We start from the raw sequence: 26,068 nt of genomic DNA on the forward strand, positions 1-26,068 counted from the left end.
TTATGTCTATACACATAAATAAACGTTTACAGGAAATTGAAAAAGAATATAACATAGAAATTTTGTTTGCATGTGAATCAGGCAGCCGTGCTTATGGACTCGACACGTTAGCAAGTGATTTTGACGTCCGCTTTATATACAAATATAAAGCATCACGCTATCTTCATCTCAATAGACCTCAAGAGGTCATTAATGTAGCAGAAGGCAATTATGATATGCAAGGGTGGGATTTGTACAAAACCATTTATTTGTTTACAAAATCAAACCCTTCGCTTTATGAGTGGCTATGGTCGCCTTTTGTTTATTATCAGAAGCCATCGTTTGCTGAGCCACTTCGGCAAATGATGGCTCAATCATATTCCTTAAAAGCATTGGGATATCATTATTTTAAAATTTTAACGATAAATAGTAAAAGAAATCTGACATCTTCTGTTACAATAGAGGATATAAAAGTGATGCTTCAACTGATTCGTGCATTTTTATCACTGAAAGTAGTAGTAAAACAGCGCAGTTTACCTGTCATTTTATTTGCCGATTTATGTAAGCAGGCAAACCTTGACGATAGAGAGCAATCCATTATTGAGCAGTTTGTACAATGCAAGATAAGCGGAAAAGTTGCTTTTAATGAAAAGATGAAAAACTTTTTGGATAGCATTAAGAAAGAAGCTGCAGCGATAGAAAAAAGCTTAAAAGAATTACCGGAAAAACAAATCAGTTATGAGGACATTAACTTATTTTTACTAACTCAGCATCATATAATGGAGGAAAGAACATGAGTGTACATAAAGAAATTTCAGCCCATTCTAAAAAACAACACGAATTAGTACGTGCTTTTGCCAGCTTGGAAGCTCGACGCGAGCAAGCTATTGAAGCAGCTGTGCTTTTGTGTAAAGAAGGAAAGCCATTTTCTGTAGACGGTATTAATGCTGTAACAGCAGAAATTAATGAGCTGTCTCAAAAATACACCATCATTCCAGGTCGTAAAGTAGTGACAGAAGAAATGGTTAAAGAGTACGTAGCAAGAATATAAACGTGCTAAGCTCTGGTGTTTTTACCTTAATTTGAACAGGATATGACGAGCCGCTTGATCCATACTAATAGTGTACCAACGAGGTACAAATAGGAGGAGATAGCGATGGGTCGTCAAAAATTAGGTAATAAAAATGCGCAAGCGAATAACAATGCAAAGCATAATTATAACCAAGAGTTCTCTTCTGAGTTTAAAGCAAATCAGGCTCAAAAAGCAAAGCGTGCAAAAAGTGCAAATGACACTTATGCTGGGGAGTTTGCTTCTGAGTTCAACGTGCAACAAAACCAAAACAATTCTGTTAACAAGAAGTTAGAAGCTAATAAAAGTGCAAATAATCAATATGGACAAGAATTCGGCTCTTATGCTGAAGTTGAATCTGCCAAAATGAATAATGCTGCACAAAAAAAGCGTAAAAAATAACAGAACTGTTTCCAAAAGCGCTGGGATTAGTCTGCTCTATCAGCAGATTAGCCCGGCGTTTTTTGTTGGGCAATATTTGCTGGGGTACGAGGTGTCAATCCATCGCAAACTATAGATGAGGTGAAGCAATATGAATAAAGGAATTGTCATTGCTCTTTCATCAATCGGTTTAGCCCAAGCCTTAAAAATCCCAATTAAAAAGTATCAAACAGGAAAATGGGATATGCGGATGATTGCTGCTTCGGGTGGAATGCCAAGCTCTCATTCAGCCGGCGTATCTTCTTTAGCTACCTATGTAGCGTTAAAAAGAGGTGTTTCTACGATTGACTTTGCGTTAGCATCTGTTTTTGGAATTATTGTAATGTACGATGCACAAGGAATTCGAAGGCAGACTGGCGAAATTACTATTAAAGTGAATACGTTAGATGAAGAAATTGAAAAGCTTGCGGGTCTTCCGGACGGAGGCTTTCACGATTTGACGGAACAGCGCTTGAAAGAAATGCTTGGGCATCAGCCCGAAGAAGTGATTGGCGGAGCCATTCTAGGAGTAGCACTTGGAGCAATCGGCTATTTTTTAGAAGGGAAATCATAGTCAAATAGCCAAAAGTAAGCTAAGATAAAGAAGAACCTTTGCAAAAGGATGGGACGAAAAAGTGACAAAAACAGCTCAAACCGTTGAAGAGTATCTTCTTTATCTTGAAGAAAAAGGCTTTTATTTAGCAGAAGATGCACGTGGATTTATTTCATTTGGTCAGCAGTATACGCGTGCAGCTGACGAGATGGTCATATTTACAATTGAATGGACACTAAAAGTACAAAAAGAATTTGACGGCAGTTTTTTTGTATCGCTCCTCGAGAATTTGACATCAAATCGTATTAGTAATCAAAAACAAGCCATTCAATATTTAAAGTCATCAGGTATGATTTAAGCAGGATTACATTCCTGCTTCTTTTTGATTAATGGCTTGTCTGGCCAGCTGATCAGCACCTGCATTTTGAGAACTAGGAATCCACTTTATAAAAAATAAATCAAATTGACTGGACAATTTGAGGGCTTCTTCCAGTAAAGGAGCAAACGCTTTATTTTTAACGTATTCTTGGTTCATCGCGCGGTCTACTAGCTGAGAGTCCGTTCGAAAAGATACGCTCGTATACTTTTTTTCTAAACAAATTTTTAATGCATGAAGAAGTGCATGGTACTCTGCTTCATGATTCGTCATTGTCCCAAGAGCAATAGCGTAACGATGATGTTCACCATTTCCTTTAATTAAAATACCAGCTCCAGAAGGACCAGGGTTGCCAGCAGTGGCTCCATCTATATAAACTTCAATCATCATACAGCCTCCTTGTTAAAACAATATAAGCTTAAACCATGTTTTTTCATCAATAGTATTGTATCATAAGTACTTCAGCTATTTTATATTAGCACGTATAAACGCTAAAATCCGCTTATTAGGTAAGAAAACTGTCATGAAAAGACATAATAGAAGATAAAATACAAAAAAGCAGAAAAAGTGTTGAATTCAAAATTGCTGATGAAAGGAATGCTCGTTATGAATTTCCAAATTGAATGGCATTATAAATCCTCGAAACATAAACAGTTAGTTTTCACGTCCGATTTCACAGATGCGAATGAGGCGCTAATGATTGTGGGTGATTTAGAAAAAACAGGTCGAACGAAGGAAATTTTTCTACTTGATGAGCAGCAGCAAAAATGGACTGTAAAAGAAGCGAAAAAGCTCTTACAGGAAGTACAGACAGAGCCTCACGATATTGTGGCATATTTTGACGGAGGGTATGAGCACGATACGCTTTTAGCGGGGCTTGGGGTTGTGATTTATTTTAAACAGAACAACCAGTCTTACCGAATACGACGCAACTCAAGACTGCAAGAGATTGAATCAAATAATGAGGCGGAGTATGCTGCTTTTTATTATTTAATACAAGAGCTTGAGGAACTTGGTGTTCATCATATAACGGTAACGTTTAGAGGTGACTCTCAGGTTGTATTAAATCAGCTGGCTGGGGAGTGGCCCTGTTTCGAAGAAGAGTTTAATCGGTACTTAGATCGAATAGAAGATAAAATGCAGGAACTTGGTATCCGACCGGTATATGAGCCTATTTCAAGAAAGGAAAATGAAGAGGCTGACCAGCTTGCTACTCAAGCTCTTCAAGGGATACCAATTGCTAGCAGGAAGCAAGTGTAACACACAGAACGAAATGGAGATGAACGAGAGTGGAACGTAAACAATTATTAGAAGAAGTAACGGAGTTATTGGATTACTACTGTAGTGATTGTTTTGTGAAAAAAACGTTTAATAAAGAAAAGGGCAAAACATATGCTCAGACGTTTTGTATCAAAGAGTGTACCGTAGGAGAAAAAATTAAGCAGTATGGAGATTTGCTGACTAAAAAGTAAGCGTGTATAATTTGCCGGCAGCAGCTTCATTCTATCCATATGGAGGTGTTCTTTCAATGGATAAGTTTTCAAATGAAGAAGTAACAACAGGATATAATGATTTAAAGCAAGTAGAAGTGTCTATTCAATCTGCTCAAAAGATGATTGGAACAGCTACGATGAGTATGAGTCCTCAGCAGCTTGAAGAGGCAACGAATGCGCTTAACGATGCAAAAGCACAGCTTCAATCTGCCAAAGCCCATGGCACAGGAGTAGACGAGCAATTTCTTCAGCAGTGCATGCAGTCTATTCAAACATGTGAACAACAGCTTACTGAGGCCAAACGCTAAGTATAACAAAAAAGAGACTCGGAAAAGAGTCTCTTTTACTATAAAATAAAAAGATCTATTTATGATAGCTTAGTGACATTAGCGGCTTGCGGGCCTCTATTGCCTTCTACAATTTCAAAAGATACCTCTTGTCCTTCTTCCAAGGATTTATAACCTTCGCTTTGGATGGCAGAAAAATGTACAAATACGTCGCTGCCGCCTTCAACTTCAATAAAGCCATAGCCTTTTTCATTGTTGAACCATTTTACTTTACCATTTTGCATAACTTGAATCCCCCTAGTACTGTGCAGCCTCATGCTGCTGAAACTCGAATTATCATTTCCAATAGAGGTAAATGATTGTTTATATTATATAATAAGAAGAAATAAAATTTCAATATTAAAATTTAATTTTTCTGAAAATTGAATTTTATTTAACGTAAACGTAGTATAAGTATAACTAAAAAAATTTCTTATGAGATGAAAAATAACTGAAAATTTAGTTTATAATAAAAGTATAGTCAGCATAATTTTAACGCGGTGATAAGGAGTGGGTCGTGTATGTATCGTACACAAGTAAATGGAAAAGAAATTATTTTGTTATTTTCAACGCTCGAAGCAGCAAAGAGCCGCAGCAACCTAGAGAAAGAGCAAATTTATAAGCGAGTATTGCATTTAAATGAGCAGCTGCTAATGTTTCAAAATGGAACAAGCTTCACCATTGGTGATCCGTTAGGATTAATTGTAGCTCAAGTGAAAAAAAGTGATTTGACAACCATATATATCGAACATATCATTGATAAACAGTTTATGTATGATGGAGATGGTCATCGAGGTGAAGTAGTGTAACAAGATGACGCCTATATATGAAGAAGCGTACGGAGATACTCGTACGCTTCTTCATATATAGGATTAAAAATATGTGTTTTTACAAGTATTAACAGGAATAAATACTAAAGTTCAATAAATTAAAGAAGAACCGTGAAACCATGAATAGCAATCACCTTTTTAGCTAAAAAATATAGATACACATCATCTTATGTAATGAGATAGTTAAGCTTTAAAATCAATGAACACGAGAAGTTTTATAAAGATTAAATTGAAAAACGTGTGATTGTGACGTTAATTAGAAGTAAGGTTTGGAGGACGCTATGGAAAGTAGAAAAAAATTGGATTTACTTGCTCTTGCTTCTGTACCACTTATCATGACCCTCGGAAATTCAATGTTAATTCCGGTATTGCCGGTGATTGAAAAACGTCTACAGATAAGCTCGCTGCAGGTATCCATGATTATCACGGTCTACTCAATTTTCGCTATTTTTTTAATCCCGATTGCTGGTTATTTATCAGATCGATTCGGCCGCAAGAAAATTATTATTCCTAGTTTGCTGCTTGCTGCAGTAGGAGGGGCTTTAACAGGCTGGGCTTCATGGCAAATGGCCAATCCTTTCTGGGTTATCTTAATTGGCCGAGCGATTCAAGGAATAGGTTCAGCAGGAGCTATGCCTGTTGTGATGCCTTGTGTAGGAGATATGTTCAAAGACGAGCAAGAAATTACAAAAGGACTAGGTTTAATTGAAACAGCTAATACGTTTGGGAAAGTACTAAGCCCAATACTGGGAGCTTTTTTAGCGGCTATGATTTGGTTTCTGCCTTTTTGGTTCATTCCTATTCTTTGCCTTATTTCGATTCTTTTGGTTATCTTTTTAGTAAAAGTTCCGAAAAATGATAGCTCTTCTGAATCTGAACAAAAAAAGAAAAATATTACGCAGTTTTTAAAGGATTTGAAGAAGACGCTCAAAGAAAATATTGGATGGCTTATGGCTATTTTTATTTTAGGCGCCATTATTATGCTTGTATTATTCGGTGTTTTATTTTACCTATCCACCATATTAGAGGAGCGTTATCATATTGTGAATACGAAAAAAGGTTTAGTGATGGCTATTCCTTTGCTAGCTTTATCTATTTCTTCTTTTGTGGCAGGGAAAAAAGTAGGAAATAATAAAATCGTTATGAAGTGGTCTGTTTTTTTTGGCTTTTTATTGTTAACATGTTCTTTCATCATTTTATTTTTTAATACGTCTCTTTTTAGTATTTTATTCACTTTAGTGCTTGGTGGAATTGGAATTGGAGCAGCTCTGCCCAGTCTTGATGCCCTTATTACAGAAGGAATTGAAAAGGAAGAGAGAGGAACCATTACGTCTCTTTACAGTTCGATGCGCTTTGTCGGAGTAGCAGCTGGACCTCCTCTCTATACATTGCTTATGAAGTGGTCGGACATGGCTGTGTTCCAGACGTCTCTAGGAATTAGTGCAGTAGGAGCAATTTTAGTTTTAAAAGCTATCAAACCAAAACCTGAAGGCGGCGTAAAACTGAAGAAAGCTGAAGTGTGATTTTACGGGGCTGTCTTATGATAAAAGACAGCTCTTTGCTATTTAAAGACCCGTCAATATGCTTAAATTTATATTGTGTCTAGAAAAAATCCTTGAAATTTCTTATACTTCAATTTATAGACAGCATATGCAATAGTTCTTATTTTATTGAATAAGGTGGTTTTGAATTGAGTATAAATTATCAGAAATTAAAAAGCATGGTAGATCATTATCAAATATTTGATCTTGTAGCGTATATAACAGAAGAAGTACAAAGCCTTCAACCAAAGAGCCTTGCGGGGATTGTGAAAGAATGGTTAACACACTTACAAACGGAAGAAGAGCTGTACGAGCTTATCCGCTTTTGTGATGAGGCTTTATTAAATCGTTTAAGCCGAATGTTAACGACATATGGCTATCGTCGGTTTGGCTCGATTCGAATGGTGACTCTTTATTGCGATGATCTCCTGCGCGAAGGCAAGATACTCGACGCTGATGATAGACTTTCTTTATTAATTTCTCAGCTGGATACGGAATCAGTTAAAAAGGAACAGCTTGAGAAAATCTATTTTTTAAAGGTAAGAATTCTTTTAGAAATGAAACAAGTGGATGAAGCTTCTAAGTGGATGAAACAAGTAACGTCACATAACCAAAAGGGTATGGCTGACAGATGGGGATATTTTTATTTGCAGCTCAACGACAGAATGAAAGCTGAAGCCTGCTTAAAAGAAGGAACGGCATATAAGGAGAATGGAGATTTTTGCTATGCAATGCTCGCGGACTTATATGCGTACGAAGGGAAGCATGAACAATCGCTTGAAACAATTAACGAGGCTATTATTCGCTATCCACAGCTTCCGTCTTTATATATGGATAAAGTGATGCGATTAAAAGATTTAAAAGAGTATTCTCTCTTGCTTGAAACGATTGAATTTATCGACTCAAAGTTACCTTATCACGATTATCAAGATTTTTTTACGCTGCTGCGCGCCGACATTTATTTTGAACAGCAGCAGACATCTCAGCTTACTCATCTGCTCTCGACCAAGCGATGTTTAAAAGATTCACCTTATCAAAAATTAATCGGAAAGCATACAGACGACAAATTCAGTACAATCAAGCTCCCCATTGTGCCCATCGTTCAAAAAGATAATTATTGCGTGCCAGCCAGTATGAGTATGATGTTAAGGCTTTTACATACCGAAAAAACACAGGATGAGATTGGAACGCGTATTTACGGGGGCTTAGGATCCAAATTATCAACTGCGGTGAGCTACTTTGAATCTCTTGGCTTTGCAGCGATGTTTTTCACGGGCACAGTTGAACAGTTTAAAGAACTATTAGACAAAGGGCTGCCTATTTTGGTCAGTCTTGAATTTGAACAAGCTTCCCACGTTCAAGTTGTATTTGGCTATGATGATGAACTTGAACTTTTCCATGTACAAGATGCTAATTTTCTAAGTCCAACGTATGTAGAATATAAAAATTTTGATCAGCATTACGCTAATTCGGGGTTTTTATCAATTGTTGCTTCTCAAGAGGCAGCGGACCTCGCTTCACTTTCTAAAGAGCAAGATGAGTTTATTCGTCAGCTGTATGACTTAATCGAACTAGTTGAAGCGGATGAAGAAGCGCACATTAACGATCTTGTTTCTTTATTAAAAGCAAATGAGCATGTTCCATTTGCCGCTATTTACAGTATGAAGCATTTGTACAGAAAAGAGCACGAAGCTTATATTCGTACGTGTATTAATTATGTGTTAGAGAAATATAGCAATCATGATTATCTTAAGCTTCACGCCGCATATGCCTATTTTAAACTTGATGACAGTAAGGGAGCATCTTCCTTGTTACACCACATAGATAACAAAAAGCATAGCTCTTTTTATCACTATCTTAAAGGGAGAATTGCGCTGGATGAAGAGAGATATGATGAGGCTGTTGAAGCACTGCGCAGCTCGCTGCAATTAGACGTAGAGCAGCATTTGAACTGGAGCTATTTAGCACTTGCATACATGTACCAAGGAAACCTCGAAAAGGCTTTTGAATGCTCGACTATTTCCTTAAATATGTATGGCGATGAATCTTATACACAAATCAATCACGGACTTATTTTAATGGAGAAAGAAAGATACGCAGAAGCCAGAAATCTTTTCGACGCGTTATTAAAAGAAAACCAAAAAGATGCGCACAGCTGGTTTGAAAGAGCCCGTTGTGATGAACAGTTAAAAAAGTTTCGTAAAGCTTACCGGGGATTTCAAATAGCTAAACAGCTTTTGCCGACTGTTCCTTATCCATATCTTTCGATAGCTGATTTGCTACAATATCAACTAGAAAAAACAGACGAAGCTGAAAGCTATCTCAAAGAAGGCATGAAGCATCTTCCGAGCGACATGACAATTCGAGGAAGACTAGGCGATTTATACGTCGCGAATCAAAGGTACGAAGAAGCTATTGCTCTGTATAAAGAAGGCTTAAAAATAGAGGAAGATGCCCTTATGTATTTGGGCTTATCTTATGCGTATTTAGAAACAGGTGAACATTTAACGGCCGTTGATACGCTCACGCTTATTGCGCAGAAGTTTTCATCGAACAGCGACGTCATGTTGGATGCAGGCAGCATGCTTTTGGATGCAGCAAAACAAAAGGAGCTAGACAATCAAACGATAGAGTTTGGATTTGCTCTTTATGAAGAAGGAATTCATTTTGCTCAAACAGCGTTAGATGAAGTGTTAGAAGCATATACGGGTTATTTAGAAGAGACGGCTTTACTGACTCGTGGAATTAAGTTTTTAACCGCAGAACATCAAGAGCACCCTGATGAGATTTTGTACATGTGCTATTTAGGCATATTATACGAACAAGCCAAGCAGCTAACCAAAAGTGAGAAACTTTATCATCAAGCGCTTCGTATCAAGCAAGATGCTTTGCCATATTATCGGTTAGGTGAAATATATCAATCAATGAATCGCATTACTGAAGCAAAACAAGCCTTTCAAAAATGCTTAACTCTTGATAAAACATTTGAAGCCGCTTGTATGAAGCTTGCTGAAATGGCTTGTGAAGAACAAAATCGTACGGCTGAAAGAAATTGGCTGCTGCAATGGATACAGCTGAATCCTATGGAAGTAAACGTTGAGCACGCAGCTTCACTTTGTGAAACAGAGAAAGAGTATGAAGAGCTGTTAGAGGTATTAAAGAGCGTAGAGGAAATTGTGCTGCCTCAATGGCTCGCTGACAGCCAGGCTCATGTGTATCGCTTAAAAGGAGACATTTCACAGGCTGAAACGTATCTAGAGAAGGCCCTTGAACTGGATTCACAGAATCCTGCTATTCGCCATCATCAGGCAAAATGGCTCATCATGGAGCAGAGATATGAAGAAGCTAGAAAAATTCTTACAGAGTTGCTAAGTGGGGATCCGGAAGATTACGCTCTATTTCAAACATTCATGTCTAGCTTTCCAAATGGAAAAAAACTGTCCGGGCTTACGGCAGATTTAAAAAAGATAAAAATGGAAAAACAAAGCAAAAGCTTGTTATTTAAAAATGCAGCCGAGGTTTTAAATGAGTATGCTGATTCGATCGTAGAAGAGCAGCAAGGATCTATCTTCAAACGAAGCTTAGCCAAATTCAAAGCAAAAGCAAAAACGATTACGCTGCTTGGCTTAACGATTGAACTGTATGAACTTGCTATAAAAACGGATAGGAATAATAAAGAGGCTGTACATGCATTTGCGGCTTTTTACGAAGAGAAAGGATTAATTGAAGATAGCATCACCGTGCTGAAAAAATCGCTGCATCAAAGCTGGGATTTTGATGTTGCCTATCATTTAGCCAATATACTCGTTAATATCCATGAAAATGAACAGGTTGCACATGAAGCGCTAAACTTAGTTCAAAAACTTCTCAAACAGCAGCCATATCATATAGATTTGCAGATATACCGAGCATTTATTTTGAGTAACCTTGAAGAAGTAGAAAAAGCCGAGGCAGCTTTTCAAGAATTACTTCAGCAGGAGATTTATCAGCCTGACATATATGCAGGACTAGCAAAACTGTATAATAAAACAGAACGTTATCATGAAACTGTTCAGCTTCTTCAAAAAGCAATTGAACAGCGTCAAGAGTATGAAGGGATGTATACCGATTTAGGTATCGCGTATCATTTAGAAGGTGAAACAGAAGCAGCAGCTTCGCTTATGATAACCAGAGTAGAAAGTGGAGACGAAGACCTTTTTATTCGCTATAACTTGGCATGCTATCTAGCTGTTCTTGGAAAAACTGCTTCTGCTCAGGAAGAGTTGGATTATGTTTTAGCGCACGATGAAACGGGAGAATTTTATGAAATGGCTATGGAAGACGATGAACTAAAAGGATTAACGGTAAGAAGATAAAAAAAGAAGCTGAGTTTCAGCTTCTTTTTTTATCCCTCTTTTGCACCTTGTCTTTTCAAAGAAAGTGATTCGGAAATTTCCAGTATAAGAATGATAATGGTGCCAAGAACTAATCCGTTGCTTAAAAACGTAGTAACTAAAGGTGGCAGCGTTGAAAAAGCTTGGGAAGGCAAAAACATAACCCCTATCCCCGACAGCAACGCAATACCGGCTTTTTTCATCGCTTTTTCAGGCTGTTTGGCATGCTTGAATTCTCCAATTCCAAGAGCCATCATACCTGTAAAAACAGGGAAGATTGCCGCGTATCCGACTGCAGGAGGAAGAGCGGACATAATGGACGTTAAAGGAGTAAAGATACTCAGAAACAGCAAAAAGCATGATGCTACAATAAAAGGAACTCGGCTATAAAGATTTGTGGCTGAAATAAATCCACCGGAACCTGAAATAGGAACGGCACCTACACCTGAAAACAATCCTCCAAGCAGCTGACTTATACCCGAAACCATCCCGGAACGCTTAATATTGTCTTTTTCAATTTTTTCTCCTTTGTGTTTATAAACAGACTCAACAACACGAATAGAAGCGAGCATGTTTGTAATTAAAATGAGCGTCACAAAAAAAGCAGTAACAACCATATTCCATTCAACGCGAGGAGCTCCGAATACAAACACTTTAGGTATATAAAATAACTGCGCCTGAAATTCGATAGGTTTAGCTAACCCTAGCATTGCAAATACTCCCCAGCCTACACCAATACTAATAATAATGCTGAGCTTATTTAACGTCCGGTGCGATAATAAATAAAAAGTCAGCAGCAAAATCGCAGCTGAAGCCAGCGCAATTGGAAGTTTAATAGCTGAATTCGTTTCTGTAATGCCAAACATTCCTTTTAAAAAGGAACCGCTGAGCTGCGTCACTAATAAAATTAAATATGTACCGGTAACTGTCGGAGTAAAGTATTTTGCTAGTTTATCAATGAGACCAAACAGGCTCATCAAAATAGCAATTATCCCGCTTATAAGGAGAGTGAACTGCAGCACGCGGAGCGTTTCAGAGTGAGAACCAAACAGAACGGTTCCAAGACTCGCATACAGAGAAAAGACGCCCCACCAAACGCCAGCCGGTCCTTCCATGATTGGGTATCTATGCCCTATAAACACCTGCAAGAGCCCGGATAAAGCCAAAATAAATAACGTTCGCTGTAAAAATTGAATAGAATCCGCTGCGTTTAAATGAAACTGAGAAGCAATTACAATAGGAACAATCATACTATTAGAAATCATAAATAAAAACCATTGTAGTGAAGCAATGGAAACTCGAAACATTCTTAACACCTCAATTAATGCCGACGAGCGGCTGAATGAACCAACAGGCTGCTCTATTATTTTACCATGGGACTTCCAGTTTGTAAGCGATATCTTGTTAAAAGGACGATGGATAAAGTGTCAAAAAATTCAATATATTGTTGTAAAAAGAAGAAAGATAATTTATAATTTTCTTACAATTATAAATTATAAACATAAGAATAATTTATAATGCACTGACTAACAGTCAAGAAAGGAGGAGGAATAAGACAAATGAAACTATACCTGTCGGTTGATATGGAAGGAATTACGGGACTCATCGATCACACAAATGTTCTGCGACAGAAAGAAAATTATGAAAGAAGCCGCAAAATAATGACGGATGAAGCAAATGCAGTAATTTATGCAGGGTTTAGAGAACAGTGCTCAGAAGTTGTGGTAAATGACAGTCATTCGAGTATGAATAATCTCCTTGTTGAACGGCTTCATCCAGAAACTCAGCTTATTTCAGGAAGCGTAAAACCATATTCAATGGTACAGGGATTAGATCAGACTTTTGATGGTGCTATGTTTCTAGGGTATCATGCTAAAGCATCCATGCCTGGTATCATGTCTCATTCGATGATATTTGGTGCTCGCAATATGTACATAGATGATACGAATATTGGAGAGTTAGGCTTCAATGCATACGTCGCAGGCTATTACGGCGTGCCAGTTTTAATGGTAGCCGGTGATGACCAAACGGCGCTGGAAGCACAGCAGCTTATTCCAAACGTGACGACTGCTATCGTCAAACAAGCCATTTCACGTTCTGCAGCCAAAACATTAACCCCTAAGAAAGCAGAACAATTACTTCAAGAAAAAACAGCCGCAGCTATTCAGCACAAACACCTTGTCAAACCTTTAATTCCACCTAAACATCCAACCTTACGAATAGAATTTGCAAATTACGGTCAAGCAGAGTGGGCGCATTTAATGCCGGGCACAGAAATTGAACCTGGAACGACGACCGTTCGGTTTCAAGCAAAAGATATTTTAGAAGCTTATCAGGCCATGCTTGTTATGACTGAATTAGCTACGCGCACAACATTCTGTTAGAAGGTGGGATAAAGGTGAAAAGTTATATTTTGAAACGATTTTTATCCATGCTTGTTACGCTGTGGGTAATTGTGACCTTAACCTTCTTTTTAATGCATTCGATTCCCGGATCTCCTTTTAATGAAGAACGAGCGACAAGCGATGCAGTTCAAAAAAACCTGGAATCATTTTATCACTTAGATGAGCCGCTAGCTGTGCAATATATTCTTTATTTAAAATCCATTGTTACCTTTGACTTTGGTCCTTCCATTAAACAGCCGTCTCAAACGGTTAACGATCTTTTAGGAAGAGGGTTTCCCGTGTCATTTGAACTTGGAATGGTGACGTTAATTCTTGCGGTGATTTCCGGTATTACACTAGGCATCATCGCTGCTCTTAGAAGAAATGGAATAATTGATTACATTGCGATGAGCATAGCAGTTATCGGATTATCGGTTCCAAATTTTGTTATGGCCACGTTATTAATTCAACAGCTTTCTGTTAATTTAAAAATTTTACCTGCCGCTACGTGGACGAGCCCTTTACATATGATTCTTCCGACTCTAGCTCTTGCCACAGGTCCTATGGCTATTATTGCACGTTTGACTCGCTCAAGCATGATAGAAGTACTAACTCAAGATTATATTCGAACAGCGCGTGCAAAAGGGCTTTCGCCAGTGAAAATTGTCTTTAAGCATGCGCTTAGAAATGCTTTAATGCCTGTCATAACAGTTCTTGGAACGATTGCAGCCAGCGTATTAACCGGCACATTTGTTATTGAACAAGTCTTTGCTATTCCTGGGATGGGAAAATATTTTGTGGACAGTATTAATACGAGAGACTACCCCGTAATTATGGGCACTACGGTCTTTTACAGTTCGATTCTCATCATTATGCTTTTTTTAGTAGACATTGCTTACGGAATACTTGATCCACGAATCAAACTGTATAAGAAGGAGGGATAACGTGCTGGAAAAACAGGAGTATAAGCAAATTCCTGATGAGTGGTTTACGCCAAAGAAAAAAAAGAAATCTGAAGCCGAAGCAGTTGTAAGGCCGAGTCTTTCTTATTGGCATGATGCATGGCGCAGGCTTGTAAAAAACAAGCTGGCTATGCTGGGTCTCTTTTTTTTAGTCATCCTCGTTGTGATGGCTATATTCGGTCCTATGTTTTCACCGCACAGCGTAACGAAAGCTTCTTTTACAGAGCAAAACCTTCCTCCTTCAGCTAGTCATTGGTTTGGAACGGATGACTTAGGCAGAGATATGTACACTCGGACATGGTACGGAGCTAGAATCTCTTTATTTGTAGGACTGATGGCAGCTCTTATTGATTTTATCATCGGCGTCATTTACGGAGGGTTCTCAGGCTATAAAGGCGGAAAAACAGATAATGTCATGATGCGCGTCATTGAAATTTTATACGGTCTTCCTTATTTATTAGTTGTGATTTTACTGATGGTAGTCATGGGCCCGGGGCTTTCTACGATCATTGTGGCACTTTCCGTTACAGGTTGGATCGGGATGGCGAGAATTGTACGGGGGCAAGTGTTGCAAATAAAAAACTATGAATACGTGCTTGCATCCAAAACGTTTGGAACAAAAACTAGCCGTATCATTAAGCGGAACCTGCTTCCAAATACGATGGGACCGATTATCGTTCAAATGACACTAACCGTACCCACTGCCATTTTTGCTGAAGCTTTTTTAAGCTTTTTAGGACTGGGTGTACAGGCTCCTTATGCCAGCTGGGGAGTAATGGCAAATGATGGTTTATCAACGATTCTATCAGGCTATTGGTGGCGTTTGTTTTTCCCAGCTTTTTTTATTTCTCTTACCATGTTTGCTTTTAATGTCCTTGGAGACGGACTGCAAGATGCACTTGATCCGAAATTAAGGAGGTAAGAAAATGGAAAAAATGATCCAAATCAAAAACTTACACGTACAGTTTTCAACTTACGGGGGGCAAGTTCAAGCTGTAAGAGGCGTTAGTTTTGATTTACATAAAGGAGAAACACTAGCGATTGTAGGAGAGTCAGGGTGCGGAAAAAGCGTAACATCTCAAAGCATTATGAGGTTAATCCCGACACCTCCGGGCAAGATCACAAGCGGCTCTATTTTATTTAAAGGCCAGGATTTAACGAAACTATCAGAAAAGAAAATGCGAGACATTCGAGGCGCTGATATTTCGATGATTTTTCAGGATCCTATGACTGCGCTTAACCCAACTCTTCGCGTAGGTGAGCAAATTGCAGAAAATATTATGCAACATGAAAACATCTCAAAAGAAAAAGCCAAAGAAAAAGCATTTGAAATGCTGGAGCTAGTCGGAATTCCAAATCCTAAAGAACGTCTAAAGCAATATCCTCATGAATTTAGCGGGGGAATGAGACAGCGTATTGTCATTGCAATGGCCCTTGTATGTAATCCCGAAGTGCTAATTGCTGATGAACCTACCACAGCTCTGGACGTCACGATCCAAGCGCAGATTTTAGAATTATTTAAGGATATTCAGCAGAAAACGGATGTATCCATTGTCTTAATTACCCATGATTTAGGTGTAGTTGCTCAGGTAGCTGACCGTATTGCCGTAATGTATGCAGGAAAGATTGTAGAAATTGGAACAAGAAGAGACATCTTTTATACGCCGCAGCACCCGTATACAAAAGGGTTGCTGCGTTCAGTTCCTCGGTTAGATTTATACGAAAGTGAGCTTGTGCCTATTGCAGGATCACCTCCTGATTTATTTGCACCTCCATCCGGATGTTCGTTCGCACCTCGCTGTCCTTACGTAATGGAAGTATGTGATCGTATGTATCCTGTATCGACAAAGCTGAAAGAAAGTCACCAAGTGCACTGCTGGCTTCAAGATGAAAGAGCCCAAAAATTTGTAACAACTATAAGCTAGATTTATAGATGAATAGAGAACTTATGAAAGAGGGGGAAATGATGAAAAAAATAGGGTCTTTACTAATGATGTGTGTACTTATATTTACACTTGCTGCCTGTACGGCCACAAAAGATTCAGGCGCGGAGCCAGAAAAGAAGAGCGGTACAGCAAAAGAAGACGGTAAGGTCCTTTATATGAATAATGGCGCAGAACCTACGTCTTTTGATCCGCCTATCGGGTTTGATTCATATTCATGGAATATGCTTAATAACTTAATGGAAGGGCTGACTCGTTTAGGAAAAAGCGATGAGCCTGAAGGAGCAATGGCCGAGAAATGGGATATCTCTGAGGACAAAAAGGTCTATACGTTTCATTTACGAAAAGATGCTAAATGGTCAAATGGAGATGACGTGAAAGCAAGTGATTTTGTATTTGCTTGGAAGAGGCTGTTAGATCCTAAGACTGGTTCTCCAGCGGCGTTTTTAGGTTATTTTATCCAAGGTGGAGAAGAATTTAATACTGGTAAAGGAAGTGCTGATCAAGTAGGGGTAAAAGCGCTAGATGACAAAACTTTTGAAGTTACGCTTAAAAGTCCTCAAGCCTATTTCTTAAGCGTAGTTTCCAATCCAGCGTTTTTCCCGATTAATGAAAAAGTAGCGACCAAAAACCCGAAATGGTTTGCAGAAGCAGATTCGTTTGTTGCTAATGGTCCTTTCAAATTAACTCAATGGAAGCATAACAGTAATCTAGTAATGGAAAGAAACGATCAGTATTGGGATGCTGAAAATGTAAAGCTCGACAAGATAAAATGGGCAATTGTTGAAAATACAAACACAGAATATCAAATGTATCAAAATGGAGAACTAGATGTTTCTGAAATTCCATCGGATTTAAGTGAAAAGCTGTTGAAAGATGGAGATGTTCATATCGAAGACCAAGCGGGAACTTACTTCTACCGCTTTAACTTAGATAAAGAGCCCTTTCAAAACAAAAATATCCGTAAAGCATTTGCAATGGCTGTAGATCAAGATCAAATTGTTAATTTTGTTACAAAAAATAAAGAAAAACCAGCTCGCGGGTTCGTATCATACGGATTTAAAGATGCAGATGGAAAGGATTTCCGTAAAACGGGCGGCGACTTATTAAAAACAGATGGCAAAGAAGCAAAAGCACTTCTGAAAAAAGGAATGAAAGAAGAAGGATATAAAAAGCTGCCAGCTGTTACGCTAACATACAGTACAGACGATACGCATAAAAAGATAGCAGAAGCACTGCAGCAAATGTTCAAAGAAAATCTAGGTGTAGATGTAAAGCTTGCCAATATGGAATGGAATGTTTTCCAAGAAGAACAAAAAGCGTTAAAGTTTCAGCTGTCACGAAGTTCATTTTTAGCTGATTATGCAGATCCAATTAACTTTTTAGAAAGCTTCCAGACGGGTCATTCAATGAATCGTACAGCTTGGAGCAATAAAGAATATGATGAGTTAATTAAACAAGCTATGAACGAAACGGATAATAAAAAACGTTTTGAGCTTATGTATAAAGCAGAAGGTATTTTATTTGATGAGATGCCGATCATTCCTATCCATTTCTACAACTATGTGTTTTTAATAAAAGATAACGTATCTGGAATTGTTCGTCATCCTGTTGGCTATTTAGATTTGAAGTGGGCAGATAAACAGTAAAGTGGAACTTTTCGTCAGAGGGGATTGCAATTCCCCTCTGACCCAAGTTTCACTTTCTTCATTTCTTTACACAAAAGGAGTGTAACAAATGATCAAACCAAAACGATTACAAAAAGGTGATACAGTAGCTGTTATTGCACCTGCTAGTCCGCCTAATCAGCACAATCTAAAAAAAGGACTAGAATATTTAAAGGAAATAGGATTAAACGTCGTAACGGGTGCGCATTTATATAAAAAAAACGGGTACTTGGCAGGGACCGATGAACAGCGAGCAGCCGATATACATGCGATGTTTGCCAATAAGGAAGTAAAGGCAATTATCTGTGCATGCGGAGGGTACGGGACTGCTAGGCTTGCCTCGCAATTAAACTACGATTTAATCAAGCGAAACCCAAAGATTTTTTGGGGATATAGCGATATTACGTTTTTACATACGGCTATTCATCAGCGCACAGGTTTGGTTACCTTTCACGGTCCAATGCTTTCGTCGGATATCGGAAAAGAAGATGTTCATATAGAGACGAAGCAAGCTTTTTATCAATTATTTTCTCACCGTTCTTTTTGCTATACGGATCAAATTAGTTCGCTCGACACTATTTGTGAAGGAGAAGCAACTGGTCAGCTGATAGGAGGAAATCTTACTTTGCTGGTAAGCACGCTTGGCACACCTTTTGAACTAGATACGAAAAATAAAATTTTATTTATTGAAGAGATTGATGAAGAGCCGTATGAAATTGACCGCATGATGACACAGCTGTATATGGCCAATAAACTGCAGGATGCAGCGGGAATTATTATCGGAGATTTTCATAACTGCTATCCTAAAAAACGTACAGAGTCGCTTTCATTGGAAGAGACATTAACAAGTTACCTAACTTCTTTAAAAAAGCCTGTTATGAGAGGGTTTCGTATCGGACATTGCTCTCCTCAAACAGCTGTGGCGATTGGAAGTTATGCCACGATGTCGACGTATGAACGAATGGTGGAATTTGAATCCGGTATTACATTACCAAAAGATAAAGTCGAACGCTGAAGGTTAAACCTGCGGGGAGGAGAAATAAGTGGTGGATAAAAAAACGTATTACGTTTGTGTGGCTGTGGCGACCGTGTGGACTTTCTATGACTCTTGCAGAGAAATAGATGACAATGCAACAAGTGTCCCAGTAAAACTAGATAAATGGCTAGAGCAATTAACGTATACACGTCGGTTGGAGCTTTGTGAGAAAAATTTAGTTCAAACGCAGCTGTTGCTAGGAGAAGAAGTATATGTAACGGAACTGAAAGGTAAATGGGCAAAAATCGTTATTCCTTCTCAGTTTTCTTCTAAAGATGAAAGAGGATATCCCGGGTGGGTTCCTTTCCAGCAACTGATTTCCCAAGCTGAATATTCTCCATTGAATAAACCAACGGTAGTGGTAACAGCAGCGATTGCGACACTGCAGCTAGCGGAAGAAACCTTGCAAATTAGTTATCAAACGCAGCTGCCTCTTTTAAAAGAAGATAAAGAATGGCTAGAGGTTCAAACGCCGATTGGCAGTGGGAAAATAAAACGTCAAGATGCTGTTGTAATAGAGGATAGAAACCGTAAAGCAACAAAAGGAACTGGAGATATGATTATTGCAGCAGGAGAACAGTTTTTGAACCTTCCATATTTATGGGGTGGCATGAGTGCTTGGGGATATGATTGTTCCGGGTTTGCCTATGCTACTCATAAAGCAAACGGCTATCTTATTCCAAGAGATGCCACCGATCAAGCAAGGCGAGGCAAAGAAGTAGGATTAGACTCTATTCAACCTGGAGATTTATTGTTTTTCGCGTATGAAAAAGGGAAGGGGTCTATCCACCATGTTGGTATTTGTTATGGTAACGGAAAAATGCTTCATTCACCTAAAACGGGTAAAACCGTCGAACTGATTGAATTAAAAGGAACGCTTTATGAAGAAGAGCTGTGCGCAGCCCGGCGCTATTATTAGGAGGTGGCAGTTATGACAACAAAGCATTTGTTAGAAGTAAAGCAGCTGAGCAAGTATTTTTCGATTACGAATAAGCAGGTTTTGAAAGCAGTAGACGGCGTGTCTTTTCATATTTCAAAAGGAGAAACCTTTGGACTTGTTGGTGAATCCGGCTGCGGAAAATCAACTGCCGGGCGAACAATCATTGGGTTGTATAACCGTACATCGGGAGAGGTGCTTTATAAAGGAAAAAACGTGCATGAGCTATCAGAGAAAGAGAAATTTGCTTTTCATCGTAATATGCAAATGATTTTTCAAGATCCATATGCTTCACTAAATCCTCGTTCTACCGTAAAGGAGATTATCTCAGAACCAATGGAGGTTCACGGACTTTATTCGAATAAAAAAGAAATGCTGAACCGGGTGTATGAGCTGCTAGAAGATGTGGGGTTAAATCGTGATCATGCCAACCGCTATCCTCATGAGTTCAGCGGCGGGCAGCGCCAGCGCATAGGGATTGCGAGAGCTTTAGCGTTAAATCCAGAATGCATTATTGCAGACGAACCTATTTCTGCTTTAGATGTATCTGTACAGGCGCAAGTAGTTAATTTATTAAAAAAACTCCAAAAAGAAAAAGGGTTAACTTATTTATTTATTGCACATGACTTGTCGATGGTAAAGCATATAAGCAGTCGGATTGGAGTTATGTATTTAGGGCATTTAGTAGAATTAACAACAAGTTCGGAGCTGTATCAAAAACCGCTTCACCCTTACACTCAAGCTCTACTGTCAGCTATTCCTATTCCTGATCCTGACGTTGAGGATAATCGCAAGCGAATTGTTCTTAAAGGAGAATTGCCAAGCCCAATGAACCCGCCCTCGGGCTGCGTGTTTAATACGCGCTGTCCTCTTGCAGTAGCAGCTTGTAAGATTCAAAAACCAGAGTGGCAGGAAGTTGAAGAAAATCATTTTGTGGCCTGTCATTTATACAATCAAAAGATAATGAGTAACAACTATATTGAAACAGCTGCGACAAAATGATGGAAAAAGCAAGGATGAAAATAGAAGATACCATTACTAAATGGAAGCGGAGTAATAATGGACTTATACGCATTCATATTGAAGGAAAAGAATCCATACAGATTAATTCTTTTATCCAACAACGAGCAGCAAGTACAATCAAGCTGCTGCTTGTAATAGAAGCGTTTCGTCAAGTTGATGAGGGCCTCTTGACTTTAACATCTGTCATTCAAAGAACGGAAAAAAACACGGTTGGCGGAGCAGGCGTACTTGGAGCTCTTCCGCAGTTAACACATATTAAAGTGGAAGAGCTGCTTACCCTTATGATAATTGTTTCTGACAACACAGCTACAAATGAGCTCATTTCTTTAGTAGGATTTGAAAAAATTAATGAATGTGCTAGAAATATAGGGTTAAAGAAAACGGTTTTAAACCGCTATATGATGGACGAAACCGCTGTTAAACAAGGGGTTGATAATTATACGTGCGCCTCTGACGTAGTAGAGTGTCTAAGGGAAATATATGAAGGAAACCTTTTGAAAAAATCTAGCCGCGAAAAAATAATGAGAATGCTAGAAATGCAGCAGTTTCAGCATAAGCTTCCAGCACGTATAGGATCAGCGTTTCAAGCTGCGAATAAGACTGGAGAACTACAGGGAGCAGAACATGATAGTGCTATTCTCATGCGAGGTAACGAAACGTATTATGCTGTTGTTTTGATAGATGGACTAAGTGACAATGAACAGGGAAGGAGATTGATTGCTGATATTGGATATCTTCTGTCATCTAACATTTAAAAATCTTTGGACCATCTACTTCAATAAGCCAGATTGGTTTGGTCCCTCTTTATTTAATGCCTTCTATTAAAGAGAAACTCACATTTACTAATAATAAATGCTTGTCTTCTTAAATTTTGGCGAGACTATTGTTTGCTGTGCTGGATTTGTGCTAGTAGTAAATAAACATGTTCTGTTTCATAAAAATTCATGAAAAAATAATGATAAATCATTCATCCTATACCAACTTATTCATATTTTTTATATAATAGAATAATAGTATATATTTTAAACGAATAGTGAATGTCTATGCCAATCAGCAAGGAACATGAAATTATTCGATTCATAAATGGTGGTGTATGTATGGCAAACGAACATGTAATGATAGATATTATAAAAGCATTTAAACGCAATTCAACTGAATCCATTGCCATGGATTTAATTAAGGAAGTGAGAGGGACATTTAGTCCGCTACCTAAATATATAGCGGACTTAATTGATGAGTTGAGAAAATTAAATTTAAAAGACGAAGTGATCAGTGTAATCTTGTATCAATCTGTATATGTGGCAGATCATCAATTTAATATTAAAGATACCATTACCAATCGTCAGTTTGTAAAAGATACGATTGAAATGGGCAGAAGATGGGTGCATCAGTACGGCCGAATTGAAACAGTAGAAGAAGCAATTCATATTGCAGAGCAAGTATCTACAAAAGAGGACTTGCCTCATCATTTGCAAACAGCAACAATTGATGAAAAAATTACGCTTGAGGTGCAGCTTGATCATCAAACATATGAAATGTTAAAAAATATAGCGGTTTATTATGATCACCATTCCTATGAACAGTCAATGACTGTAGCAATTAATCGTTTATATACCCAGCTGCGCGATGCACAATCAAAAAATAGTTAAATGTCAAATCTCACATGTTCCGTGCACCATGTGAGATTTTTTAAGAGGTGAAAGAGGCGCAGATGAAAATGTCTTGCTCCATCATTCATCAAAAGGAGGGAGAACATTGATGAGGGTATATTTATCTCCTCTTCAAAAAAAAGACGCTTCTAAAGTTTTTGCATATTGGTCGGATGAAGAGGTTACTAGATATATGAATATTGAGCCCTTTACGACGCTTTATCAGGCGGAAAGCATGATTGCACTTCTACAAAGTCTGATGAAAGAAGGAAAAGCAACACGCTATGCTATTCGATTAAAGACTTCCGATGAGATTATTGGAACCTGCGGTCTAAACCGTATTGATTATGGTAAAAAGCAAGCAGAGATAGGGTATGATTTAGGCAGACCTTTTTGGAAAAAAGGCCTCATGACAGAAGCGCTCTGCCTTTTGCTAGAAAAAGCTTTTGAAGAGTTTCATATACAGGAGATTGAAGCAAAAGTTGATCCTAATAATAAAGATTCAATTACTCTTTTAAAAAAATTCTCGTTTCAACTAGAAGAGGCGTATGAGTCAGATGACTGTACGTGTTTATACACCGTCAACAAGGAAAAAGTGAGCACGATATTGTCAGGATGTTCAAAAGGCAATAAGTAAATCAAACAGAAGTTCTTTTGAAATAGTAAATATTTTTGGGCCTTAACCGATAACAAAGAAAAGAACGAATTGAAGGAAGGTCATGAATGAATCATCATACACATTTACTAGAAGGAACGTACAATGAATTACTCGTTACACTCTCTTTCCTTATCGCTATTACTGCGGCGTACGCTTCTTTTGGGTTAGCTAATCGTGTGAAAATTTCCCGGGCAAAATTTATTCAGTTTTGGTTAATCAGCGGGGCATTTACATTGGGAGTAGGAATTTGGTCCATGCATTTTATCGCAATGCTTGCTTTTCACTTACCCGTAGATGTTTCATACAATTTATGGTTTGTTCTTCTCTCAATCTTGGGAGCGATAACAGGATGTTATATAGGCCTTTACCTCATTCACAAACAAAAGAAAGGCATGAAGGCACTCACCATTGCGGGGAGCTTTATGGGAGCTGGAATTGTTTTTATGCACTATTCCGGTATGATGGCAATGGAGCCAATTATGATTTCATATGATCCATTTATCGTTTTTCTCTCTATTCTTATTGCTGTTGCTGCTTCTAATACAGCTTTGTGGCTTGGTTTTTACTCAAAGCTAAATGAAGGGAAGCTTACCGTTTTTGCTAAGCTTATTTGTTCTACTATTATGGGCATTGCAATTGCTGGTATGCACTATACGGGCATGCAGGCAGCTTCTTTTTCAGGAATGTCAATGTCTGAACAATCAAACGGTTTTGCTTTAAATCCAATATATTTATCCGCTGTTATTATTTTTTTTATTGCCTGCCTATTTACGGCTGTGTTTTTAACCATTTTTATGGATCGACGCGTACAAAAACAAGAAGTGTTAAAATGGGCTTTTTTTGAATCGGCCCTGGATGCTATTTTGGTGATTGATGAAAAAAGACATGTTTTATCGCTCAATTATGCGGCAGAAACGCTTTTCTCTCTTAAAGCATCAGATGTAATCGGGAGTGATGTTGTTAAGCTGCTGCCATTCTATAAATTTTCTTCTCTACAAGACGGACGAACTGAGCACTCTCTTTTGATAAGTAATAGAGAAGTTACGGTTGAGATAACGGTTATGGCGGTAGCGATTGAAGAGACGGTTGAGTATATGCTGTATATCCGCAATATGACACAAGAGCGTGAAGCGGAAAAAACGTTGATTGAAGCAAAAAATCGCTATGAAAACTTGTTTTACTCCTCTCCATTGGCAATTATGGTCCATCGAGAAAAAGAGGTCGTGTCCGTTAATGATGCTATGATTCAGCTTTTAGGAGTAAGTGAAGACCAGCTCGTTGGTAAATCGTTATACGATTTCTTTTCATCTGAACAAGTTCCTGATATTAAAAAAGGATTGAAGGCAGTAAAAGATAGAAAAGATGAGCCAAGACCTCCATTAGCTCAGTTGAAAATGTTTAATGCGTTAGGTAAGGAACTCTTTTTAGAAGTAAAATCTACGCTCATTCAAATTAATGGAGAGACGCTTTTTCAGACAGTAACTAGAGATGTAACGGAGCAGAAAAAAGCTCAAGAATCGCTTCAATATATGGCTTTTCACGATATGCTAACAGATTTACCAAATAGAAGTATGTTTTCAAACATTGTAGAGAAATCCATTGATTCAGCAGCTGCTTCAGGAAAAAAGCTTCATTTCTTATTTTTAGACCTCGATCGTTTCAAACAGGTAAATGACACGCTTGGTCATCATGCTGGAGATCAGCTTATGCTTCAGGTTGTCGATCGAATGAAGAGCTGCCTAAGAAACCAAGATGTGCTTTCGCGTTTTGGAGGAGATGAGTTTTTAGTTTTACTGCATGATAGGACAGATGAAGAAGTGAAAAAAATCTGTCAATCATTAAATGACTGCTTATCCACTCCTTTTGTAGTGCTATCGAGAGATGTTTATTTAGGGGTAAGCATCGGAGTTAGTTTATTTCCTAAAGATGGAAGTTCACTTGAAGTGCTAGTTCGCCATGCTGATTTAGCGATGTACGAAGTCAAAAAACAAGGGCGTAATCATTATCTGTTTTATCAAAAACAAATGCAGGTTCATACTACGCGACGAATGAGAATTGAAGATGGTTTACGCAAGGCTTTTGAGCTGGGCGAAATGGAGCTTCACTATCAGCCCAAAGTCAATATTCAAAGTGGCCATATTGTTGGAGTGGAGGCTTTGATCCGGTGGACTCATGCCGAGATGGGCGTCATTTCTCCTGCAGAATTTATTCCGATTGCTGAAGAAACAGGCGTTATTGTTACACTGACGAAGTGGGTATTAAAAAAAGCGTGCCATCAAAATAAGTATTGGCAGCTTCAAGGACTACCTCCCTTAAAAATGAGTGTGAACATATCAAGTGTGGATTTTGGTACAACGGATTTTGTTGATTATGTGTTAGATGTCTTGCGTGAAGTAGAGTTAGAACCACGATATTTGGAACTTGAAATTACGGAAAGTGTAACGATGAAGCATGTTGAGCAAACAATCGAAAAGCTACAAATTTTAAAAGATGCAGGAGTATTTATTTCGATTGATGATTTTGGCTCAGGATATTCCTCATTCAGCTATATTCAGAAGCTGCCTATTCATACGCTGAAAATTGACCGGTCTTTTATTAAAGATTTAGATCCTAATACAACGGAAGTATCGATTGTCAGAGCCATTATTACACTAGCCAAAAGTTTGCAGCTATCCGTCGTAGCAGAAGGTGTAGAAGAAGTTGAACAAGTAGAACTTCTTCATAAAGAAAAATGTGATGAAGTGCAGGGATACTATTTCTCCAAACCGATTTCAGCGGAAGAATTTTATGAGAAATTTCACAAAATCGAAGAAAAAATGGAATTTGTTCATTAATGTAAAAAGCCGTTC

General features: G+C 38.3%; 26 protein-coding genes. 23 read left to right on the forward strand and 3 right to left on the reverse strand.

Translation table 11 applies throughout. From position 1 onward, the window contains the following. The first annotated feature begins 2 nt into the window (after nt 1-2). The 5 genes from ACOZIR_RS16585 (at nt 3) to ACOZIR_RS16605 (ending at nt 2,379) form a co-directional block, all read left to right on the forward strand. The gene (locus ACOZIR_RS16585; protein ID WP_045294346.1) at nt 3-776 is read left to right on the forward strand and encodes a nucleotidyltransferase domain-containing protein; all 774 of its coding nucleotides are present in this window, start codon (nt 3-5) and stop codon (nt 774-776) included. Continuing rightward, entirely contained in the window at nt 773-1,030 is a 258-nt protein-coding gene (locus tag ACOZIR_RS16590) for a DUF2533 family protein (protein ID WP_013082381.1), read from the forward strand. Before ACOZIR_RS16585 ends, ACOZIR_RS16590 begins: the two co-directional genes overlap by 4 nt. Before the next feature lie 105 nt (nt 1,031-1,135). After that, on the forward strand, nt 1,136-1,450 hold the full coding sequence (locus tag ACOZIR_RS16595) for a hypothetical protein (RefSeq protein WP_013056168.1): 315 nt from the start codon (nt 1,136-1,138) through the stop codon (nt 1,448-1,450). Nucleotides 1,451-1,580: 130 nt separating this feature from the next. Then, nucleotides 1,581-2,042 carry a divergent PAP2 family protein gene (locus tag ACOZIR_RS16600; protein ID WP_013056169.1) on the forward strand — a complete coding sequence of 154 codons (462 nt, stop codon included), beginning with the start codon at nt 1,581-1,583 and terminating at the stop codon, nt 2,040-2,042. 61 nt (nt 2,043-2,103) lie between these two features. Then, nucleotides 2,104-2,379 (forward strand): DUF6123 family protein, encoded by a 276-nt coding sequence (locus ACOZIR_RS16605; RefSeq protein WP_028414033.1) that lies wholly within the window; start codon nt 2,104-2,106, stop codon nt 2,377-2,379. 6 nt (nt 2,380-2,385) lie between these two features. Here the strand turns inward: ACOZIR_RS16605 and ACOZIR_RS16610 are convergent, their stop codons facing one another. Continuing rightward, a complete protein-coding gene (locus tag ACOZIR_RS16610) occupies nt 2,386-2,784 on the reverse strand; it encodes a reverse transcriptase-like protein (protein WP_033578453.1) in 399 nt (132 codons plus the stop codon). 219 nt (nt 2,785-3,003) lie between these two features. Between ACOZIR_RS16610 and ACOZIR_RS16615 the strand changes: the two genes are divergently transcribed. Genes ACOZIR_RS16615 through ACOZIR_RS16625 form a run of 3 tightly spaced genes read left to right on the forward strand, consistent with a single transcriptional unit; the run spans nt 3,004 to nt 4,198 of the window. Continuing rightward, nucleotides 3,004-3,657 (forward strand): ribonuclease H family protein, encoded by a 654-nt coding sequence (locus ACOZIR_RS16615; RefSeq protein ID WP_328120071.1) that lies wholly within the window; start codon nt 3,004-3,006, stop codon nt 3,655-3,657. 29 nt (nt 3,658-3,686) lie between these two features. Beyond that, complete coding sequence (locus ACOZIR_RS16620; protein ID WP_013056173.1) at nt 3,687-3,869, forward strand: zinc-finger domain-containing protein; 183 nt, start codon at nt 3,687-3,689, stop codon at nt 3,867-3,869. Between the two features lie 56 nt (nt 3,870-3,925). Then, nucleotides 3,926-4,198 carry a DUF2564 family protein gene (locus tag ACOZIR_RS16625; protein ID WP_013056174.1) on the forward strand — a complete coding sequence of 91 codons (273 nt, stop codon included), beginning with the start codon at nt 3,926-3,928 and terminating at the stop codon, nt 4,196-4,198. Between the two features lie 59 nt (nt 4,199-4,257). Here the strand turns inward: ACOZIR_RS16625 and cspD are convergent, their stop codons facing one another. Beyond that, nucleotides 4,258-4,461, reverse strand: coding sequence for a cold-shock protein CspD (cspD, locus tag ACOZIR_RS16630; protein ID WP_013056175.1), 204 nt, complete (start codon nt 4,459-4,461; stop codon nt 4,258-4,260). Nucleotides 4,462-4,737: 276 nt separating this feature from the next. Here cspD and ACOZIR_RS16635 point away from each other — a divergent pair, with 276 nt between their 5' ends. The 3 genes from ACOZIR_RS16635 to ACOZIR_RS16645 all read left to right on the forward strand — a co-directional run bounded on the left by ACOZIR_RS16635 (nt 4,738) and on the right by ACOZIR_RS16645 (nt 10,942). Beyond that, nucleotides 4,738-5,025 carry a hypothetical protein gene (locus ACOZIR_RS16635; protein ID WP_013056176.1) on the forward strand — a complete coding sequence of 96 codons (288 nt, stop codon included), beginning with the start codon at nt 4,738-4,740 and terminating at the stop codon, nt 5,023-5,025. Nucleotides 5,026-5,327: 302 nt separating this feature from the next. After that, nucleotides 5,328-6,569, forward strand: coding sequence for an MFS transporter (locus tag ACOZIR_RS16640; protein WP_045294350.1), 1,242 nt, complete (start codon nt 5,328-5,330; stop codon nt 6,567-6,569). A gap of 167 nt (nt 6,570-6,736) precedes the next feature. Beyond that, on the forward strand, nt 6,737-10,942 hold the full coding sequence (locus ACOZIR_RS16645) for a tetratricopeptide repeat protein (RefSeq protein WP_421535714.1): 4,206 nt from the start codon (nt 6,737-6,739) through the stop codon (nt 10,940-10,942). A 29-nt stretch (nt 10,943-10,971) separates the two neighbouring features. Here the strand turns inward: ACOZIR_RS16645 and ACOZIR_RS16650 are convergent, their stop codons facing one another. Next, nucleotides 10,972-12,267, reverse strand: a complete 1,296-nt coding sequence (locus ACOZIR_RS16650; protein ID WP_328119999.1) for a purine/pyrimidine permease — start codon at nt 12,265-12,267, stop codon at nt 10,972-10,974. 252 nt (nt 12,268-12,519) lie between these two features. Between ACOZIR_RS16650 and ACOZIR_RS16655 the strand changes: the two genes are divergently transcribed. The 12 genes from ACOZIR_RS16655 (at nt 12,520) to ACOZIR_RS16710 (ending at nt 26,053) form a co-directional block, all read left to right on the forward strand. Continuing rightward, nucleotides 12,520-13,344: a M55 family metallopeptidase gene (locus tag ACOZIR_RS16655; protein ID WP_328120000.1), complete on the forward strand. Its 825-nt coding sequence runs from the start codon at nt 12,520-12,522 to the stop codon at nt 13,342-13,344. Between the two features lie 14 nt (nt 13,345-13,358). Then, nucleotides 13,359-14,288: an ABC transporter permease gene (locus tag ACOZIR_RS16660; RefSeq protein ID WP_081356447.1), complete on the forward strand. Its 930-nt coding sequence runs from the start codon at nt 13,359-13,361 to the stop codon at nt 14,286-14,288. Continuing rightward, nucleotides 14,272-15,228, forward strand: a complete 957-nt coding sequence (locus tag ACOZIR_RS16665; protein ID WP_170836816.1) for an ABC transporter permease — start codon at nt 14,272-14,274, stop codon at nt 15,226-15,228. The genes ACOZIR_RS16660 and ACOZIR_RS16665 overlap by 17 nt, the downstream gene beginning before the upstream one ends. A 4-nt stretch (nt 15,229-15,232) precedes the next feature. Beyond that, on the forward strand, nt 15,233-16,231 hold the full coding sequence (locus ACOZIR_RS16670; RefSeq protein ID WP_221778672.1) for an ABC transporter ATP-binding protein: 999 nt from the start codon (nt 15,233-15,235) through the stop codon (nt 16,229-16,231). Between the two features lie 23 nt (nt 16,232-16,254). After that, on the forward strand, nt 16,255-17,898 hold the full coding sequence (locus ACOZIR_RS16675) for a peptide ABC transporter substrate-binding protein (RefSeq protein ID WP_328120072.1): 1,644 nt from the start codon (nt 16,255-16,257) through the stop codon (nt 17,896-17,898). 88 nt (nt 17,899-17,986) lie between these two features. Next, nucleotides 17,987-18,931 (forward strand): LD-carboxypeptidase, encoded by a 945-nt coding sequence (locus ACOZIR_RS16680; protein WP_328120001.1) that lies wholly within the window; start codon nt 17,987-17,989, stop codon nt 18,929-18,931. Between the two features lie 31 nt (nt 18,932-18,962). Beyond that, nucleotides 18,963-19,871 (forward strand): C40 family peptidase, encoded by a 909-nt coding sequence (locus tag ACOZIR_RS16685; RefSeq protein ID WP_275037071.1) that lies wholly within the window; start codon nt 18,963-18,965, stop codon nt 19,869-19,871. Between the two features lie 12 nt (nt 19,872-19,883). After that, nucleotides 19,884-20,891, forward strand: coding sequence for an ABC transporter ATP-binding protein (locus tag ACOZIR_RS16690; RefSeq protein WP_045294369.1), 1,008 nt, complete (start codon nt 19,884-19,886; stop codon nt 20,889-20,891). A 14-nt stretch (nt 20,892-20,905) separates the two neighbouring features. Further along, nucleotides 20,906-21,667: a serine hydrolase gene (locus ACOZIR_RS16695; protein WP_237758550.1), complete on the forward strand. Its 762-nt coding sequence runs from the start codon at nt 20,906-20,908 to the stop codon at nt 21,665-21,667. A gap of 342 nt (nt 21,668-22,009) precedes the next feature. Then, nucleotides 22,010-22,561, forward strand: a complete 552-nt coding sequence (locus ACOZIR_RS16700) for a hypothetical protein (RefSeq protein WP_013056190.1) — start codon at nt 22,010-22,012, stop codon at nt 22,559-22,561. 109 nt (nt 22,562-22,670) lie between these two features. Further along, nucleotides 22,671-23,198 carry a GNAT family N-acetyltransferase gene (locus ACOZIR_RS16705; protein ID WP_045294373.1) on the forward strand — a complete coding sequence of 176 codons (528 nt, stop codon included), beginning with the start codon at nt 22,671-22,673 and terminating at the stop codon, nt 23,196-23,198. An 86-nt stretch (nt 23,199-23,284) separates the two neighbouring features. Continuing rightward, nucleotides 23,285-26,053 (forward strand): bifunctional diguanylate cyclase/phosphodiesterase, encoded by a 2,769-nt coding sequence (locus tag ACOZIR_RS16710; RefSeq protein ID WP_045294374.1) that lies wholly within the window; start codon nt 23,285-23,287, stop codon nt 26,051-26,053. Nucleotides 26,054-26,068 lie beyond the last annotated feature (15 nt).

The organism is Priestia sp. D3YE.R1 (genome assembly GCF_049199565.1).
GTDB classification, from domain to species: Bacteria; Bacillota; Bacilli; order Bacillales; family Bacillaceae_H; genus Priestia; species Priestia aryabhattai.

Excerpts from the sequence above, each read along its gene's own strand:
- ACOZIR_RS16585 (WP_045294346.1), top strand. The coding sequence starts at position 3 with ATGTCTATACACATAAATAAACGTTTACAGGAAATTGAAAAAGAATAT.
- ACOZIR_RS16590 (WP_013082381.1), top strand. The coding sequence starts at position 773 with ATGAGTGTACATAAAGAAATTTCAGCCCATTCTAAAAAACAACACGAA.
- ACOZIR_RS16595 (WP_013056168.1), top strand. The coding sequence starts at position 1,136 with ATGGGTCGTCAAAAATTAGGTAATAAAAATGCGCAAGCGAATAACAAT.
- ACOZIR_RS16600 (WP_013056169.1), top strand. The coding sequence starts at position 1,581 with ATGAATAAAGGAATTGTCATTGCTCTTTCATCAATCGGTTTAGCCCAA.
- ACOZIR_RS16610 (WP_033578453.1), bottom strand. The coding sequence starts at position 2,784 with ATGATTGAAGTTTATATAGATGGAGCCACTGCTGGCAACCCTGGTCCT.
- ACOZIR_RS16615 (WP_328120071.1), top strand. The coding sequence starts at position 3,004 with ATGAATTTCCAAATTGAATGGCATTATAAATCCTCGAAACATAAACAG.
- ACOZIR_RS16625 (WP_013056174.1), top strand. The coding sequence starts at position 3,926 with ATGGATAAGTTTTCAAATGAAGAAGTAACAACAGGATATAATGATTTA.
- cspD (WP_013056175.1), bottom strand. The coding sequence starts at position 4,461 with ATGCAAAATGGTAAAGTAAAATGGTTCAACAATGAAAAAGGCTATGGC.
- ACOZIR_RS16635 (WP_013056176.1), top strand. The coding sequence starts at position 4,738 with ATGTATCGTACACAAGTAAATGGAAAAGAAATTATTTTGTTATTTTCA.
- ACOZIR_RS16640 (WP_045294350.1), top strand. The coding sequence starts at position 5,328 with ATGGAAAGTAGAAAAAAATTGGATTTACTTGCTCTTGCTTCTGTACCA.
- ACOZIR_RS16650 (WP_328119999.1), bottom strand. The coding sequence starts at position 12,267 with ATGTTTCGAGTTTCCATTGCTTCACTACAATGGTTTTTATTTATGATT.
- ACOZIR_RS16655 (WP_328120000.1), top strand. The coding sequence starts at position 12,520 with ATGAAACTATACCTGTCGGTTGATATGGAAGGAATTACGGGACTCATC.
- ACOZIR_RS16670 (WP_221778672.1), top strand. The coding sequence starts at position 15,233 with ATGGAAAAAATGATCCAAATCAAAAACTTACACGTACAGTTTTCAACT.
- ACOZIR_RS16675 (WP_328120072.1), top strand. The coding sequence starts at position 16,255 with ATGAAAGAGGGGGAAATGATGAAAAAAATAGGGTCTTTACTAATGATG.
- ACOZIR_RS16680 (WP_328120001.1), top strand. The coding sequence starts at position 17,987 with ATGATCAAACCAAAACGATTACAAAAAGGTGATACAGTAGCTGTTATT.
- ACOZIR_RS16690 (WP_045294369.1), top strand. The coding sequence starts at position 19,884 with ATGACAACAAAGCATTTGTTAGAAGTAAAGCAGCTGAGCAAGTATTTT.
- ACOZIR_RS16695 (WP_237758550.1), top strand. The coding sequence starts at position 20,906 with ATGAAAATAGAAGATACCATTACTAAATGGAAGCGGAGTAATAATGGA.
- ACOZIR_RS16700 (WP_013056190.1), top strand. The coding sequence starts at position 22,010 with ATGGCAAACGAACATGTAATGATAGATATTATAAAAGCATTTAAACGC.
- ACOZIR_RS16705 (WP_045294373.1), top strand. The coding sequence starts at position 22,671 with ATGAGGGTATATTTATCTCCTCTTCAAAAAAAAGACGCTTCTAAAGTT.
- ACOZIR_RS16710 (WP_045294374.1), top strand. The coding sequence starts at position 23,285 with ATGAATCATCATACACATTTACTAGAAGGAACGTACAATGAATTACTC.